Origin of the sequence: Acinetobacter rongchengensis, from assembly GCF_003611475.1 — a bacterium.
GTDB classification, from domain to species: Bacteria; Pseudomonadota; Gammaproteobacteria; order Pseudomonadales; family Moraxellaceae; genus Acinetobacter; species Acinetobacter rongchengensis.
In genome coordinates, this window is the sequence record NZ_RAXT01000061.1 from 1 (window position 1) to 17,518 (window position 17,518).

The 17,518-nt window shown below is 38.1% G+C and carries 15 protein-coding genes and 1 tRNA gene; 6 read left to right on the forward strand and 10 right to left on the reverse strand.

From position 1 onward, the window contains the following. The 5 genes from D7V20_RS16650 to D7V20_RS16670 all read right to left on the reverse strand — a co-directional run. On the reverse strand, positions 1-199 hold a 199-nt coding region (locus D7V20_RS16650), incomplete at its 3' end, for an endonuclease domain-containing protein (protein WP_120385171.1). 119 nt (positions 200-318) lie between these two features. Further along, positions 319-612 carry a cold-shock protein gene (locus D7V20_RS16655; protein WP_120385172.1) on the reverse strand — a complete coding sequence of 98 codons (294 nt, stop codon included), beginning with the start codon at positions 610-612 and terminating at the stop codon, positions 319-321. 146 nt (positions 613-758) lie between these two features. Continuing rightward, on the reverse strand, positions 759-2,285 hold the full coding sequence (locus D7V20_RS16660; RefSeq protein ID WP_120385173.1) for a DHA2 family efflux MFS transporter permease subunit: 1,527 nt from the start codon (positions 2,283-2,285) through the stop codon (positions 759-761). Positions 2,286-2,291: 6 nt separating this feature from the next. Beyond that, positions 2,292-3,452, reverse strand: a complete 1,161-nt coding sequence (locus D7V20_RS16665) for an HlyD family secretion protein (RefSeq protein WP_120385174.1) — start codon at positions 3,450-3,452, stop codon at positions 2,292-2,294. Between the two features lie 325 nt (positions 3,453-3,777). After that, the gene (locus D7V20_RS16670) at positions 3,778-4,305 is read right to left on the reverse strand and encodes a thioesterase family protein (protein WP_120385185.1); all 528 of its coding nucleotides are present in this window, start codon (positions 4,303-4,305) and stop codon (positions 3,778-3,780) included. A 107-nt stretch (positions 4,306-4,412) separates the two neighbouring features. Between D7V20_RS16670 and hemB the strand changes: the two genes are divergently transcribed. Together hemB and thiO are read left to right on the forward strand one after the other, a co-directional pair. Continuing rightward, positions 4,413-5,426: a porphobilinogen synthase gene (gene hemB / locus D7V20_RS16675; protein ID WP_120385175.1), complete on the forward strand. Its 1,014-nt coding sequence runs from the start codon at positions 4,413-4,415 to the stop codon at positions 5,424-5,426. Between the two features lie 160 nt (positions 5,427-5,586). Further along, a complete protein-coding gene (thiO, locus tag D7V20_RS16680; protein ID WP_120385176.1) occupies positions 5,587-6,696 on the forward strand; it encodes a glycine oxidase ThiO in 1,110 nt (369 codons plus the stop codon). A gap of 259 nt (positions 6,697-6,955) precedes the next feature. On the opposite strand, the gene D7V20_RS16685 is transcribed toward thiO, so the two are convergent. From D7V20_RS16685 to D7V20_RS16695, 3 genes are all read right to left on the reverse strand, one after another. After that, positions 6,956-7,849 (reverse strand): TIGR01777 family oxidoreductase, encoded by an 894-nt coding sequence (locus D7V20_RS16685; protein ID WP_120385177.1) that lies wholly within the window; start codon positions 7,847-7,849, stop codon positions 6,956-6,958. Between the two features lie 50 nt (positions 7,850-7,899). Continuing rightward, the gene (locus D7V20_RS16690; RefSeq protein ID WP_120385178.1) at positions 7,900-8,349 is read right to left on the reverse strand and encodes an ABZJ_00895 family protein; all 450 of its coding nucleotides are present in this window, start codon (positions 8,347-8,349) and stop codon (positions 7,900-7,902) included. A gap of 393 nt (positions 8,350-8,742) precedes the next feature. Next, the gene (locus D7V20_RS16695) at positions 8,743-9,960 is read right to left on the reverse strand and encodes a multidrug effflux MFS transporter (protein WP_120385179.1); all 1,218 of its coding nucleotides are present in this window, start codon (positions 9,958-9,960) and stop codon (positions 8,743-8,745) included. A 144-nt stretch (positions 9,961-10,104) separates the two neighbouring features. Between D7V20_RS16695 and yccS the strand changes: the two genes are divergently transcribed. The 4 genes from yccS to D7V20_RS16715 all read left to right on the forward strand — a co-directional run bounded on the left by yccS (position 10,105) and on the right by D7V20_RS16715 (position 16,760). Next, complete coding sequence (gene yccS, locus D7V20_RS16700) at positions 10,105-12,279, forward strand: YccS family putative transporter (RefSeq protein ID WP_120385180.1); 2,175 nt, start codon at positions 10,105-10,107, stop codon at positions 12,277-12,279. Positions 12,280-12,378: 99 nt separating this feature from the next. Beyond that, positions 12,379-12,939: an SdpI family protein gene (locus D7V20_RS16705; protein WP_120385181.1), complete on the forward strand. Its 561-nt coding sequence runs from the start codon at positions 12,379-12,381 to the stop codon at positions 12,937-12,939. Positions 12,940-13,107: 168 nt separating this feature from the next. Further along, the gene (locus D7V20_RS16710; protein ID WP_120385182.1) at positions 13,108-15,795 is read left to right on the forward strand and encodes a PepSY domain-containing protein; all 2,688 of its coding nucleotides are present in this window, start codon (positions 13,108-13,110) and stop codon (positions 15,793-15,795) included. Between the two features lie 179 nt (positions 15,796-15,974). Further along, on the forward strand, positions 15,975-16,760 hold the full coding sequence (locus D7V20_RS16715) for a YdcF family protein (protein WP_120385183.1): 786 nt from the start codon (positions 15,975-15,977) through the stop codon (positions 16,758-16,760). 38 nt (positions 16,761-16,798) lie between these two features. Here the strand turns inward: D7V20_RS16715 and D7V20_RS16720 are convergent, their stop codons facing one another. Further along, complete coding sequence (locus D7V20_RS16720; protein ID WP_120385184.1) at positions 16,799-17,269, reverse strand: DUF2750 domain-containing protein; 471 nt, start codon at positions 17,267-17,269, stop codon at positions 16,799-16,801. A 72-nt stretch (positions 17,270-17,341) separates the two neighbouring features. Next, a tRNA-Val gene (locus D7V20_RS16725) sits at positions 17,342-17,417 on the reverse strand. Between the last annotated feature and the right edge of the window lie 101 nt (positions 17,418-17,518).

Below are 17,518 nucleotides of genomic sequence, written 5' to 3' on the forward strand. Positions count from 1 at the left end.
CACCGTCACACTCAAGCACCAAATTTGCAGATGGACAATAAAAATCAACGATATAATTTAAGATTGGTTTTTGACGGTAGAACTGTAAACCTAAAATTTGTTTACGACGCAACTTTTTCCAAAGCAACAACTCTGCATCCGTCATATTATTTCTAAGGTCACGTGAGGGTTGTTTTAAATTTTTATTATAGGGTTTCATTTTTATTCTTCTATTTAATCCTTCCTAATCTCCCTTTTAAAAAGGGAGAAATACCATGAATCTACCACCAGCACTCACGGCCTCCCGTTAAGAAAGAAGATTAGAAAGGCTTATACCAATCACTTTCTAAAATTTGACAACAAGGTATTGGTAATCGACTTATTATGCTCAACAACTCTGGTCTTTTTTGCCTTCGCAGATTGATCTTCAACACGTTCAATTTTCATAGCTCTTAACTTACCGTTATTTTCAACCACGATAAATTTAACTCTTTCGTTTCGCTTTGGCTCACCATCTGCAAGTGGAAAATCAGAAATATGAAAGAAAATATCTTGTTCAAGTCCACCAATAAATCCAAAACCTCTTTCGGCATCGTATTGTTTAATTTTTCCTTGCTGAAATTCAGACTTCATAAATATTCCCCATAGTGGTACACAATCAGATTATTATACCTGATCTTCATCAATACAGAAAAATACACAGCAGCCCGCTTAATCAGCGTACATAAATTTCATAAAAAAAGCCTACTTTTCAGCAGGCTATTCATCTCACTTAATGTTTAATGTGCATGTCCAGCACCGACATTGCCCTTCGGCCTTGGACATAACCAAATAATCAATCCTGCGAAAATAAAGATCATCGCAAAAATCAAAAACACATGATTGACTGAAAGTGTTAAAGCTTCTTTATCGACTAAATTGGAAATCGTACCCAAAGCCATTTCAGGACTGAAACCATTATTGACCAGGTTACGTTGCGTTTCTTCAACATGCATTGTGGAAACAATCTCACTACGTGCCAGCTTGGCATGATCATCCCAAATGGTTACCGCAATAGATGCACCAATTGCTCCCGCCATCGTTCGCATAAAGTTCATTAAACCCGCAGCCGAAGCCACTTCATCTGGACGAACGACACCCAAAGCAATATTTGACAATGGAATAAAGAACAGTGGTACTGCAAAACCTTGGATAATCTGAGGTAAAGCCAATGCCATAAAGTCAGCGTCCGTGGTCCAAAAAGAACGCATCAGTGTGACGCCACCTAAAATCATCAATCCAAAACTTGCTAATGCTCTAGGATCATATTTTGTCGCCATTTTTGCCACAATTGGTGACATGAGCAAACTACCAAAACCCATGGTCGCTGTCAGATAGCCTGCCCATGAAGCGGTATAGCCCAAGTTGATTTGTACCCATTGCGGAATCAAAACAATACTGCCAAAGAACGCCGCAAAAGCAAATGCTAAGGACAGCGTTGCAATGGTAAAACCACGGTATCGAAATATCTGAATATTGACGATTGGATGCTTTTCATAATATTCCCAGATAAAAAAGGCAATAAAACCAATCACGAGAATCACAGCAAGAATACAAATGAAGGTGTTGTTAAACCAATCTCGTTCATGACCTAAATCGAGCATCAACTGTAATGCGCCAATCCAAATGATCAATAAGGTTAAACCAATTGTATCAATCGGTAATTTCATGATTGGAGTTTCTGACGTTTTCATCAAACGCATTACCCCAAGTGCACAGATGACTCCAACTGGAATATTAATGAAGAAAATCCAGTGCCATGAAAAGTTATCACTGATTGTCCCGCCCAAAATTGGGCCTAAAATTGGTCCAACAACAGTGGTCATGGCCCACATTCCCATGGCTTGTGAATGCTTTTCAGGTGGGAAAATATGCATCAGTAAAGTTTGGCTAAGCGGCATAATTGGCCCGCCAAATAAGCCTTGTCCAATACGGCAAAGCACGAGCATAGCCAAACTATTGGATAAACCACACAAGACTGAAAATGTAGTAAAACCAATCAAACTAATGATAAAAACACGTACTGCACCAAAACGCCCTGCGAGCCATCCCGTCAAAGGAACACAGATTGCTTCAGCGACAGCATAAGAGGTAATGACCCAAGTTCCTTGCGAACTTGAAACAGCTAAACTTCCTGTAATATGAGGAACAGATACATTGGCAATGGTCATATCTAATACGACCATAAAGTTTGCCAGTGCGAGGAAGAAGGCGGCCAGTAATAATTTACCACCCTTTAACTCGCCTTGAAAAGTTGTGCTATTCATGCGGCATTACTTCGCTGATGAGGTATCAACCTCTGCTTCCATGGATAAACCCACGCGTAATGGATGTTCAACCAATTCTTTAGGATCAAGTTGAATACGTACAGGTAAACGTTGAACGACTTTGATCCAATTCCCTGTTGCATTTTGTGCAGGAATTAAAGCAAAAGCTGAGCCTGTACCACCTGAAAAGCCTATCACCGTGCCATGATATTCAACACTATGACCATATAAATCAGAAGTTAAAGTTGCTTTTTGTCCAACTTTAACTTTCTTCAATTGGCTTTCTTTGAAATTTGCGTCGACATATAAAGCATTAATTGGAACAATTTTCATTAAAACTGATCCAGGTGCGACACGTTGTCCAATTTGAATACTACGACGTGCTACCACACCATCTAAAGGTGCTTTGATTTCTGTACGTTGTAAATCAAGCAAAGCTTGGTCAAGTTTAGCTTGCGCAACCAATACATCAGGTGTAGAAGATTGTGATGAGTCTTTGATTAATGCTTCATTGGCATCTAAATTACTTTGTGCCGCTTTGCGCTTAGATTCAGCTTGCGCAAGTGCTGCTTGAGCAACATCGACACTGGCTTTGGCATTATTTAAAGCACTTTGCGATTTGGTAAATTCTTCTTTAGAAATTGCACCTGATGCACTTAATTGCTGACGGCGTGAAAATTCTTGTTGTGCTTGCTGGTAAGCCACTTCGGCTTGTGCCACTTGTGCTTTAGCACTGTTAATGTCGTCAGCACTGACTAAAATCTGCGAAGACAATGAACTGCTGTTTGCTGAACTTTGCGTATATTGGCGCTTGGCTTTCGCCAATTCTGCTTCAGCTTGAGCAACTGCAATTTTTGCATCACGATGATCAATAATGGCCAAAACATCGCCTTTTTTGACTTGTTGGGTATCACTCACCAATACTTTTTCTACTTGGCCACTAACCATAGAAGTAATTTCGGCAGTTTCTGCACCGACATAGGCATTGTCTGTGTCTACGGAATGTCCAAAAACCAAAGCCCCAATTGCATATAAAATCGCTGCAACGATAATCAGCATTGCAAATATTTTCAGCATTTTCTTACGTTTTTGCTGCGCTTCTAAATCTGTTTGAGATTCTTTTGCGTCATCATTGGGAGATGCATTCGTCTTTTGCGCTTCAGTCATCGCATGTTCCTAGCGTTTATGGTCTCTATCACTATCTTTAGCCGAGTTTAAGTCATTAAGCTGAATTTCAACTTAATGACTTAAATGAAACATATATTGGATAATGAATAAGTCCATTTTTTAAAAAATTGTGGCGATCAATTTTACAGATAAAAATCATAATGTGAGAATAAAAATATTACTCACCAGTTTAACTAGAGAATTTTCTGCAATACTCTTGGTTTTAATAATTTCCCCGTAAAAAAAAAGCCACCAAAATAATCATTTTGATGGCTTATATTGACATAATAAATACAATCTGTACTAGTCAGTACACTTAAAAAATTTAATAAGCATAGGATGCGATTGCAGTTGCAATGGCTTGGCCTTCATCATTGACCATCGTCATACGCATCGTGCAGCCTTTTCGTCCCATTCGTAAAGTTTCAGCTTTAGCAATGAAATGTTTACCACGACCCGGCGCTAAATAGTCAACCCGCATATCAACCGTTGCTAAACGAGAAACTTTTTTTAAGGTATCTGGAAGTTGGTCTGGTTCTGCTCGTTTATAAAGCTCCCCCATTGCCACAATTCCACCAATACTGTCCAACAATGTTGCAGCAACACCACCATGTAAAATTTGAAAGGCAACATTTCCAATCAAGAATGATTGCATTTCGATATAACCTTCAATTTCATTATTCACAACACGCATTTGCATTGTGTTGTGCGAAAAGTAAGGTGAACCGTTAAATGCTGTAGTAAGCTGATTGAGAACAACATTTAAGTCTGCTTTCGCACCTAAATGTAAGTTACCAGTCCATTTTTTTTGTGATTCGCTTGGTGCAGAATCAGTTTTAGAAGAATCACGCATAATAATTTCGGAACCAATAATGAGAAAAAACGTGAGTTTTTCCCCAAAAGACATATGAAAGGACTACAATTATGACCTAGTTTAATACTGAACAACGAGATTGTGTTATGACTTATACGTTCAATCGTCCTGCTTTTCCCGCTACGCGTATGCGCCGTATCCGTAAAAACGACAAACTTAGAGCGATGGTAAGAGAGACTCAACTCACAGCAGATCACCTCATTTATCCAGTATTCGTACTTCCAGGGCAAAACCAAACCCAAGATGTGCCAAGTATGCCGAATGTACAGCGTTTATCTGCGGATTTACTGTTAAAAAAAGCAGAAACCTTGCTAGAACTTGGTGTTTCTAAACTCGCTCTCTTTCCAGTAACACCGCAGCAAGACAAAAGCTTAAGCGCAGAAGCGGCATGGCATGAAGATGGTTTAGTACAAAACACGCTACGCCTTTTGAAAAAAGAATTACCTGAAATGGTACTCATCACCGACGGCGCATTAGACCCTTATACGACACATGGGCAAGACGGTATTATCGACGAGACAGGTTATGTTTTAAATGATGAAACTGTTCAATGTTTAATTAAACAAGCTTTAAGCCATGCGGAAGCAGGTGCAGATGTTATCGCACCGAGTGATATGATGGATGGGCGTATTGGTGCTATTCGTACTGCTTTAGAAAGTCATGGTCATATTTATACCAGTATCATGGCCTATTCTGCGAAATACGCATCCAGCTTTTATGGCCCATTCCGTGATGCAGTAGGTTCATCATCAAACTTAAAAGGTGGCAATAAATACAATTACCAAATGGATGTTGGTAATCGTGCTGAAGCTTTACATGAAATCGCACTGGATATTCAAGAAGGCGCCGATATGGTGATTGTAAAACCTGGTATGCCTTATTTAGATGTAGTGCGTGAGGTTAAAGACACCTTTGGCGTACCGACCTTTGTGTATCAGGTCAGTGGTGAATATGCGATGCTCGCAGCAGCAATTCAAAACGGTTGGTTGTCTGAAAGTGTCATCATGGAATCACTGATGTGCTTCCGTCGAGCAGGTGCAGATGGTATTTGGACATACTACGCTGAACATGCCGCACGTCAATTAAAACAAATGAAGTAATCAATCCCTCCCAACCTCCCTTTAAAAAGGAGGCATTCATAATCTATTGAATGAAAGATTGAACTGCCCTATCTACGGATAAGTTTTAAAGAGTTACTGTAAAACTGTGCGTAAATAGGGTGAATTAAAAATAAAATTGAGTATCGGTACTAAACACAACATGCACATCGCCATTATCGGTGCAGGGGTAAGCGGATTACTCACTGCGTTAGAACTTGCAGAACAAGGCTGTAAAATCACACTTTTTGACCAGCAACAAGCTGGACATGCTGCCTCATGGGCAGGAGGTGGTATTCTTTCAGCAATGTATCCATGGCGATATCCCCAAGAAGTCAACGACCTTGCCCAATACGCAAAACAGTTTTATCAACAATGGAATGCAAAATTACAACCTGTGACTGGAATTGATTTTCAGATCCATGAAACAGGTATGCTGATTTTTGATGAAGATGATTTCGATATTGGACTGGCTTATAAAGAAAAATACCAAGACCCAATACAACATTGCGAATATTTAAAAAGAACCCAACTTGAACACGTGAATCCACACATTTCACAACAATTTCAACATGCAATCTATTTTCCACACTTGGCCAATATACGAAATCCAAGGCTGCTCAAATCACTCATCACTTATCTCAAGCAACATCCAAATGTTGAAGTGCATGAAAACATATGGATTGAAAAATTTAATATTCAAAATCAACACATTCAATCTATACAAACATCAAATGGACAACATTTTGTAGCAGATCAATTTGTGATTGCGACAGGAGCATGGTCGAATTGTTGGTCTGAACAATTACAACTTTCGATTCCTGTCGAACCTGTTCAAGGGCAAATGATGCTCTTCAAAACCCCTGAGAATTGGTTACCGACGATGTGTATGAATAAGGTGATGTACCTGATTCCCCGCATGGATGGCCATGTAGTTTGCGGTTCAAGTATGCAAAATATTGGTTTTGATCAACGTCCAAGTGTGCAAACACAACAAAATATTTATAAGGCGTGTGTGGAAATGGTGCCCGAACTGGCTAATTTTCCAATTGTAAAACAATGGGCTGGCTTACGTCCAAGCTCACCAACTGGTATTCCTTATATTGGGAAAATGCCTGAACTTGATAACCTTTGGGCCAATTTTGGGCATTATCGTAATGGTTTATGCATGGGGCCAGCGTCTGCTCAATTACTCAGGCAACTTATTTTAAATCAGGACACTTTAGTCAATCCTAATGCGTACTCCACAGAACGCTTAAAACAAGCAGGATAAAAAGTTTCTTTTGAGCATGATGTCGATAATGAATAACTGGATTTTACGGATTAGGCTCCTTGCATAAGTCGAGTTGTGATGAACTTCTATTTATAATGGAAGTTCCCTCTCCTTTTAAAGGATGAGCATTATTACCAGCAAGAGGGTGAGGATTTTATGATAAATCGCCCTCATCCAGACCTTCTCTTGAGCCATATATGGCTCAAGAGAAGGAGTTTTCAATATTAATCTTCGATCATTTTTGACTTTTGCAAGATATCTAATTGGTAATCTGTTTTAAAGCACTGGTTAAATCTACATATTGAAACTGAAAATTCTCTTTCAACAAGGCTTTGGGTTGAACATATTGCCCATTTAAAACCAATTGAGATTGTTCTCCCATCAGCATTTTCATCACAAAACTAGGTAGGAATAACACAGGCTTACGCTTTAAAACCTGTGCAGCAGTTTGAGCAAATTGCAGTTGAGAAATATGGTCAGGTGCAACCACATTATAAATTTTCTGATCAGAATGATTGCTCAATAAGAATAGAATCGCTTGAATCACATCATCTACATGTACCCAAGTCATCGGTTGACGACCTGAACCAATTCTACCCATCAAATTCAGTTTGATGGGGAGCAACATCTGCGGCAATATTCCACCACCTTTTCCAAAAACAACACCCAAACGCATAATCTTCGTATTTTGATTTAGATGGCTGAGCGCTTCAGCTTCCCATTTTTGGCACAGTTCAGACATAAAAATATTTTGAGGTGCTGACGTTTCATCACATTCAACATCCCAATTTTCATCAAGATCGATACCATAAAAACCGATTGCAGATGCTGAAACGATACATTCAGGTTTGATCTGAAATTGCTCTAAACTATGATAAAGTTTTTGCGTTGTAACAACACGACTTTGAATCAGTTGTTGCTTGCGTTTAGCTGTCCAACGCCCTTCTCCAATACTTTCTCCTGCCAAATTTACCACATAGTCTATTGTTAAATTTTTAAGTTCAGAAAAATCTTGGATCCATCGAAGCTGCGTATTGGTCGATGCTTTCTTTTGTCTAGAATATCCAACCACATAAAAACCATGACTGAATAAATATTCAAGCAAATGGCTGCCAATAAATCCTGTTGCCCCTGTCACTAAAACTGTTTTCATTCTGTATTTATTCCTGTTTTATGTTTTGGGTGTTTAAAGAAATATATAAACTATCCTCCAAACATTTTTGCAGCCATACGTTGTGCTTGTTTACCATAAAACCAGTAAGTGATTAAATATAAAGGAATAGCAAGCATGAGTAGCATCAAAATTGAAATACTTAGAAATTGAATATTTTGTAAACCTGATAAGAAGTTTGTGAGAACTTCAGGGTTTTGCTGAGAAAAATATATAATTTCCCCAATTAAACCAACTAAATTATAGCCCCAAAAAATCAGACTAAAGCCAATGGTGAATTTTTTCTGCTCTTGTTGAGTGGGTGCTCTTTTCTGTTGTTTTAAAAACAAATGTAATACAATGATCATGCTGATTAAGTAGGGAAATGCGATAAGAACCCCTGCAATTTGATTCGGTACCAGTAAACTGATTAACCCCATAACCATAGTCAACACTAAACAAAGAACAAAAAACCATAAAAAATATTTGCTTAGCGAAACCATCGAGACTGATCCAAACTTCAAAAATACATTATAAGAAATTTTTTTTAATTTTTTTTATTTTCTTGTCAACCAATCCTAAAACGATGTCGTTATATAAGTATAAGGTCGCAGCAACCAAGTCCTAGTGCACGGCATCCGCATAGATTTGGAGACCTTCCTCCCTAGAGAGACCTAAAACTTATGCTTCAACATCTAGATTTAGAATAGCAGCCTAAATCTAAATTGAAAGAAGTATTTTAGCCGACGATTTACTCATCACTCGAATCGTCGGCTTTTATTTTTTATAGAATCCTTTTTTAGCTTCATTTAAATATTACAAGATAAGCGATTCATACACAGAGCGAACACTCAAGCATTGACACCCCAAACATCGACAATCATATAGCTAAATAGCTAAGCAACTTTTTGTTTGAGTCTGATTTGCTTGGAAACTTTTAAAATCATCATCATCCCCATACATGTAAATGCCAACATTAAAATTCCCATATTAAACAATTGACTCCAAACCAAGAAATTCAGAACCACACCGCCTAAAAGCCCGCATGCAAATTGCATACTGCCCATAATCGCACTTGCTGTTCCAGCCCTTGCACCTTGTTCTGACATTGCTAAAGCCATTGCGTTTGGCCCAGTAAAACCAATTCCTGAAACTGTGAGGAAAAGTCCAAACATCACTAAGGCAAATGGCGCAGTCGCCAATAATCCTGCTAAAACAATAATTGAAGCACCAAGTACTTGAATCAATCCACCTATTTTCAAGCGATTAACGACAGAGACTTTATTGGCTAAACGTTTGTTTAAAGACGATAAAATAATGATACCCAAAGCATTAAAACCGAATGCAAATGCAAATCGTTGTTGAGACAAATGATAACCATCCATCAACACCGCTGAAGCTGAACTGATATAACAAAACAAGGCAGCACCCGTAAAACAGCCTGCCATCATAGGAAAGCGGAAAGTTTTATCTTTTAAAATAGACGCATATAAAATAAAAACTTGTTGGAAATTCAGATTTAATCTGCGCTCAGGAGCAAGTGTTTCTTTAAATAAAAAATGTACGCACAGCAAACAAATTAAACCAATCAAAGACAATGCAAGAAAAACTACATGCCAATTAAAGAAATGCAGAATAGCTGCACCGAACGTTGGCGCAAGAATTGGTGCAATTCCCATCACAATCATCATACTCGCAAAAGCTTGTGCTGAACTTTGGATATCTAAACGATCACGAATTGCAGCTCGTGCCATCACCACACCGACACAGCCACCCAAGGCTTGTAGAATACGTGCAGCAATCAAAGACCAATGATCGGGTGCAATAACACACAGTAAACTGGCAAATGTGTAAAGTGCCATACCAAAATACAGGGGTTTTTTGCGTCCAATACGATCACTGATAGGACCATAAATCAGTTGCCCAATGGCTAACCCTAGAAAATAAGCAGGTAAAGTATTGGCAATTTGTTGAGTTGAGACATGAAAATCTTGTGCCATTTCAGGCAATGCTGGCAAATACATATCGATGGATAGCGGCCCCAAAGATGTAAATAGAGCCAAAAGCATAATCCAACCAATAGAATACTGTTGCCTAGCGTTTTTTTCAGACATAGATCATTTATAATTGCATACGAAGATTGCAGACAAGTTTACACTGTCCGATGTATGATTTGTCATCGATAACAGTTAAAAATCACATAAATTCTCGTATTGTGATCTTTTTCATAACATCTATTGATTAAATAAGGATTTCCTTTGAAGACTTGGTTGTTAAAACTCCAAAAAGCCACCTATAACACAAGTTTTATGTATAACTTGCGAATGATCATTGCCTTTTCAGGTACTGCATTTGTTCCTTATCTCATGGGAAATCAGTTAATGACTATTCCTTTAACCTTAGGTGTTCTTGCCGCAGGTTTAAGTGATATTGATGACCGCTTTTCAGTACGTATTCAAAACTTATTGTATACCTACATTGGATTTTTCATAACCGCAACTTCTGTCACTCTACTTTTCCCCTACCCGATTTTATTTGCCATTGGACTGATTGTTTCTTGTATAGGTTGGATTCTATTGGGTTCTTTGGGACGTCGTTATGCCACGATTTCCTACGGTTGTTTGGTAATTTCTGTATATACCATGCTGGGGGTACATTTATTTGATCAATGGTATATGCAACCGATGTTATTGGTCATCGGTGCAGCTTGGTATGGCCTGATTTCAACGATTAGTTTTCTACTTTTTCCAGTTCGCCAAGTTCAAGATAAATTATCGCAGTGCTATTCCGCGCTGGGTGATTTTTTATTTTCAAAATCCAATTTGTTTGATGTCGATATGACTTCAGACAGCTACCAACAAAGCATGATTAGTTTATCGTTGGAAAATGGTCGATTGATCACTATTTTCAACGAAATGCGTACTGCGCTACTGACTCGATTAAAAGGGGATAGAGGTCAACGTGATACACGTCGAAGCTTACAATACTACTTTGTCGCGCAAGATATCCATGAACGTGCTGATTCTGCTCATATTGACTATCAAAAAATAGCAAAGTTATTTGAGCACAGTGATATTCTATTTCGTTTTCAACGAGTTCTGACATTACAAGGTAAAGCATGTAAGGATTTAAGTGATAGTATTTTGCACCGTACCGCATATCGGCATAATACTCGCTTTGAACATGCATTTAAAAACCTGCGACATTCTTTAGACAAGTTAAAACAAGAAGAAAAATATGACTTGATGTGGATCAATGCATTCTTTTCTCTTTATCAAAACCTCAAATCGATTGATGCTCAATTGAGAAATCTCGAAACTGAACGTCATATTACGACTGATCAAAGCAAACATATTGAACACCAGCTCAAAGATGATGACTTAAAAGGTTGGGATGATATTTTTATTCGTATTAAACAGAATTTAACCCCTGAATCTGTTCTGTTTAGACATGCGATTCGTGTTTCGATTGTGCTTTTCATTGGTTATGTTTTTATTCAAATGACCAATATTGAATATGGTTATTGGGTGCTACTCACTGCCCTGTTTGTCAGTCAACCCAATTTTAACGCCACCAAACGTCGTTTACGTTTACGAATTATCGGTACGCTGGCCGGGATTATTTTAGGTTATGCCATTTTATATTTTGTCCCATCAATCGAAGGACAATTATTATTAATGGTACTCACAGGTGTGTTGTTCTTCGATTTACGCAGTAAACAATATGCTCAAGCCACTGCTTTTGTAACAACTTTGGCTTTAATTAACTTTAATCTTGATGGGAGCGGCTTTGACGCAGGTCTACCACGTATGGTTGATACGATTATTGGCTGTGCTTTGGCATGGTTTGGCGTGAGTTTTATTTTCCCAGATTGGAAATTCCGTCGCCTACCTAGAACCATTCAGCGTTCTTTAGAAGCGCAATGCAACTATTTGGCTGAGGTGGTCAATCAATATCATCATGGTCGAAATAATGCCTTGAACTATCGAATTGTTCGCCGTGCAGCACACAATACCGATGCCGATGTCGCTTCGCTCATTTCAACTTTAGCCACCGAACCTGATTTTGATCCTAGTCAAAAAGGTTTGGCATTTAAATTTCTAGCTTTAAATCATACATTTATTAGCTACATCGCTGCATTAGGTGCGCATCGGGCACAAATACAAGATCAAGAAGTTTTAAATTTATTGGACCAAGCACTCGATGATATTCGTGGCGCGTTACTACGAGATGAAACACCCGATTTAAGCGTACAAAATATGTTGCAGAACATACGAACTCGATTAAATCAATCAGAACTAGACAACTCTAAATCTTTGATTATTCTTCAACAATTATCACTTATGTTTAGTATTTTAGATCAATTAAGAACACTAAAACAAAACTTAAGCCATGCACGTGATGAACAATCGACAGAATTGGCATCTTTATAAATGTGTATAAAATTTGCTTCGTTATTTGGTAGAATACGTTCACTAAATCTGAGGATTTAGTGCTAAACTCTGACTAGATTTACCTACACTACTGACACTATGACTGCCAAAAATATTTACGCTTATACTTTACAACCTGTTCCGTACGAAGTTTCGGAAGCTGAACAACGTAACGCCCAACTCGCAATTTGGCGCAGCACCAATAAAATTGGAATGAAAGCTTGGGCAATTATAGGCGTTGTTGTAGCGCTGGCTTTGCTGGGTCTTATTTTTATCAAGAACTATTCAACTGTTATTTTTTGGGTACTTCTTGCCTGCGTAGCGATTTATTTACTGGTTCGTAAATTTGGTCTTGAATGGTATGTCAAACGTAAAATGAATGAATTTCCAGTTCAGGAAATTAAAGGCATTAAACTCGGTGTACAACCAAGTGGTATTGTCATGCGTCAGCAAATGGGCGTTCAAGAAGGCGTAGGAACAGTTAGCTGGAACGATATTTATGAGTGGTATAACACACCTGATTTCATGTTGGTGAATTTTAAAGTGAAAGGTCAACAAGGTGCTTATATCCTACCGAAACGTATGGACAGCCGAAATTTCCCTTTTGCCACAGTACGTAAGCACTTGCAAGAATCTGTTGGCGAAGCTAAAACATTGTAAAAATTAGTTTTATGAAGAACCTCCAAATCATGGAGGTTTTTTTATATTTTACTACAAAGCTTTAATAAAAATGATAATGAGAATAAATATTATCTGCAAAATCCATTTTATCTTCTAAATCTTCAGCTATAATTTGTCCATCAAAATTACATTTCCTTTTCCACGACCATGTTCAAAAAGACATTTTTCCAAATACATTGGTTCTTAGGGATTACGGCAGGGTTAATTCTTTCCATTATGGGGGTAACTGGTGCTATTTATTCTTATGAACAACCTATTCAGAAGTGGTTAAATCCAAATAGTTTCACTGTTCAAGTTGAAAATAAAGCAAAGTTGACCCCTGCTGAAATTTATCAACATTTTCAAACAGAAAGCCCTGAAACTAAAATCAATAGTATTACCATTGCAAAAGCACCAGATGAATCTTCTAGCATCAATATTGTGAAAGAAGGTGCACGCAAGGGTTATACCATGATGATTAACCCATACACTGCGGAAGTTTTACCTGAAATCAAAGGCAAAGAATTTTTCCAATTTATACAACAGCTACATCGTAATTTAACTGCTGGAGAATTTGGCAAACAAATTACAGGTGCCAGCACATTGATGCTGATTTTCTTTGTTCTGAGTGGTTTGTATCTACGTTGGCCAAAGAAACACTCATTTAAACAATGGTTTGTGATTAAACCAAAGCTCAAAGGGCGTAATTTCCTTTGGGATCTCCATGCTGTGATTGGGACATGGGTGGTGATTTTTTACTTAATTCTTGCATGTACTGGCTTATATTGGTCTTATGACTGGTGGCGCAATGGTATGTTCAAGGTATTAGGTGTAGAAAAGCCTCAACCTGAAATGCAAGCTGGTCGTGGTGAAGCTAATCAACGTCCCCAAGGCAATCGTGTAGAAGGACAAACTGATACTGGAAAGCGTGGTGAAGGTCGTGGCGATACTGCTTCCAATGAAAGAAAAATTGATGGTGGTAATCCAAATCGTGGGGAACGATTCGGTACAGCAAGTCGAGAACCTGATGAAAAACAAGGTTTAAAACCTGAACAAATCCAAGTTGCTCTTACACAAACTTGGAGTGGATTTAATACTCAGATTAAACGTGACTACTCTACCCTTACCGTTTCTATTCCTAAAAAAGCGGATGGTAAAGTTGAAGTTTCTTTTGTAGACGCGATTCCTCAACATGAGCGCGCTCGTAACAAGGCTATTTATAACTATCAAACTGCTCAACTTGAAAAAGTAGAGTTATATAAAGATAAAAAGCTCAATGAAAAAATCATGAGCAGCATGCTTCCTGTGCATCGTGGTAGTTTCTTTGGCCCTGTTTATCAGTTCATTGCGATGCTTGCTGCATTGGTTATGCCATTATTCTTTGTGACAGGTTGGATGCTTTATCTCAAACGTCGTAAACAAAAGAAACTGACTTTAGCAGCAAAACAGTCCAGTTCAGCAGTTCAACTGGATCCAAATGTAACGCCTTGGCTGATTACCTATGCATCACAGACAGGTGTATCTGAACAATTGGCTTGGCGTACAGCCACCAGCTTGCAAGAGGCTCACCAACCTACAACAGTAAAAGCAGTACAGCAACTGACTGTAGATGACTTAAAACAAGCCAAACAGATCCTCTTTATTGCCAGTACTTATGGGACAGGTGAAGCTCCTGATCTTGCATCAAGTTTTGAGAAAAAACTGATGACAATGTCTCTCGATCTGTCTCATTTAAAATACGCAGTTTTGGCATTGGGTTCACAAGACTATCCTGACTCTTACTGCGCTTTTGGACACCGTATTGACCAATGGCTAAAACAATCAGGCGCTCAACAATTATTTGCAACCATTCAAGTCAATAATGCAAATAATGATGATATTCAAAAATGGAACACTGCTTTAGCACAAACCACACATCTTGATCTAAAAGAGATGTCGATTGAAAAAACCTTTGATCAGTGGACGTTGACAAAACGTGAATTGCTCAACCCAAACAGTATGGGTGCACCTGCATTTAATCTTGAACTACAAGCACCGCATGATGCCGATTGGCAAGCAGGCGATATTGCTGAAATTCAAACAGGTAACAGTACAGATCGCATTCAATTATTTTTGGATAAGCTTCAAATCGATGCTGAAACTCCAGTCACGTCTTTGAATCAAACGATTCAACAAGCCCTTTGGGATCGTGATCTCACTGTAGAGGTTGCTTCATTTTCAAATATGCAACAGTTACTTGAGCAATTACCGACACTGCCAACACGTGAATATTCAATTGCAAGCATTCCAACTCAACAAGTTTTACGTTTAGTGGTTCGTCAGCAACGTAATCAACACGGCGAACTTGGACTAGGTTCTGGTTGGCTGACTGAGCATGTGGCATTACGTGAGCAAGTTTCTTTGCGCATTCGCACCAATGAATCCTTCCATTTAATTTCAGATAATCGCCCGATTATCTGTATTGGTAATGGTACAGGTATTGCAGGTCTCATGAGTTTAATTCATGCACGTGTGCGTTTAGATTACACAGATAACTGGCTGATTTTTGGTGAACGTCAACAAGCTCATGACTATTTCTTTAAAGATACAGTTCAAGCTTGGCAAAATACAGCAATGCTTAAACGTATTGATTTGGCCTTCTCTCGTGATCAGGCTGAAAAAATCTATGTACATCATAAATTACGTGAGCATGCCGAAGTGCTTAAAGCTTGGGTAGAGAATGATGCTGTCATTTACGTATGTGGTAGCATCAATGGCATGGCAAGTGATGTTGAACAAGCTTTGGTCGATATTCTTGGTCAAGATCGTGTAGATCAGTTACGCCTTGATGGTCGTTATCGTCGTGATGTTTATTAATTTTTATGAATAGATTCTAAATCTTTTGAATAGCAGATAGACCGAGCCAAAGTGCTCGGTTTTGTCTTTGAGCTTTGGTTTTAAAAACATGACTGGTTATATTGAAAAAACGATTTAGTTACCCATGCTTATGACATTTCAGTTTAAAATAATAAAATACTTAAACGATTTTGATTGATATGTATAAAAACAAAGTGCTGCGGTCTGTTGTATTTATTATTGGTTTTTTACTTTTTCTTGATGGGTTTATTCTCATTTTATTCAAAAAAATTCATTTGGGAACAATACTCCCGTTGTTGATTGGTTTTGTTTTTTGTACAACAGCACTATGGATCAAGCCTATCCATTCTTTTCTGAATCAACATTTGAAAATAAAAAAAATTTGGCAATTCGGTTGGATCGCATTTGCAATCTGGTTAATCAGTTTGATTGCATTTTTTGGTTATATTCAACTTAAATCCAATCAAAAACATCAAATTGAAAATGTTCAAGCGATTATTGTATTGGGCAGTGGCATTATCCAAAGCAAAGCCTCCCCCACACTAGCGAAACGTTTAGATACAGCAGGTGAAATTGCGATAAAACAACCTCAAACGCTGATCATCGTCAGTGGTGGGCTTGATTATGGCGAAGTAAAAACTGAAGCTGAAATCATGTCCAATTATTTACAAGACCATTCAAAAATTCCAGCCAAGCGTATTCTTCAAGAAAATCAAAGTACAAGCACCGATTTAAATCTGAAAAATAGCCAGTTAATTTTAACAAAACATCAACTTGGATTAGATTCTAAAATCGCCATAGTCACCAGTGATTTCCATACCCTACGTGCGGGTGCAATCGCCAACAAGCAAGGTTATAAACACTTTATCACTGTTGGTGCAGAAACCCCGATCACAACGCGCTATAACGCATGGCTCAGAGAATATTTTGCCTATATCAGTGGCTGGCTATTGGGTGAGTATTAACAATCAACTCACCTGATGACCTACGAATGATTTATTGATTACATTTGATTAATTCGAATTTTGCGTGGTAATGGTAAATTTATATTATTTCTAAACAACTCAGGCTGTGTTGTATAAAGTTGATATAAATAATTTTTCATATCGATCAAAAACTTATGACCTGAAACCAAAACATTCTGCCCTTCTGGGGTTAAATTGATTGATAACAACGTATTATTTTTGGCAATAAATGGAATCATTTCATCTAAAAAAGGGATTAAGTCAATCTCTTGGAGTGTATAGCGACTCCAATTATCTTTAATCAATAACTGAGCTAAACTTTTACTGTGCCAAACAGCTAAAGACTGCTGACCTGTAGGTGTTGAACACAATGCCCAACCATCATCATAAAGTGCATATAACTTAGTTTGTGAAACAATTGTTTCTACAAAACTTTTATATTGATCAATGGCTTGAACTGGCCCTTTTTGAGTTGAAGAAGCAGCTTTACGTTGATAAGGATTTCTCATAGTAATGGGTAATTTTTAAAATAATTATATATTGATTGTATCTAAATTTATCAAATGAATAAAGAGAGAATATGGTGGGCGCTGACGGGATCGAACCGCCGACATTCTGCTTGTAAGGCAGACGCTCTACCAACTGAGCTAAGCGCCCTGAGAGTTGTAAATAAGGTGCGTTATGGATATTAGAGAACTCTAAAAAACGCTGAAACATTATTCACTTATTTGCTATCGTCTTGATCTCAGGAATCAAGA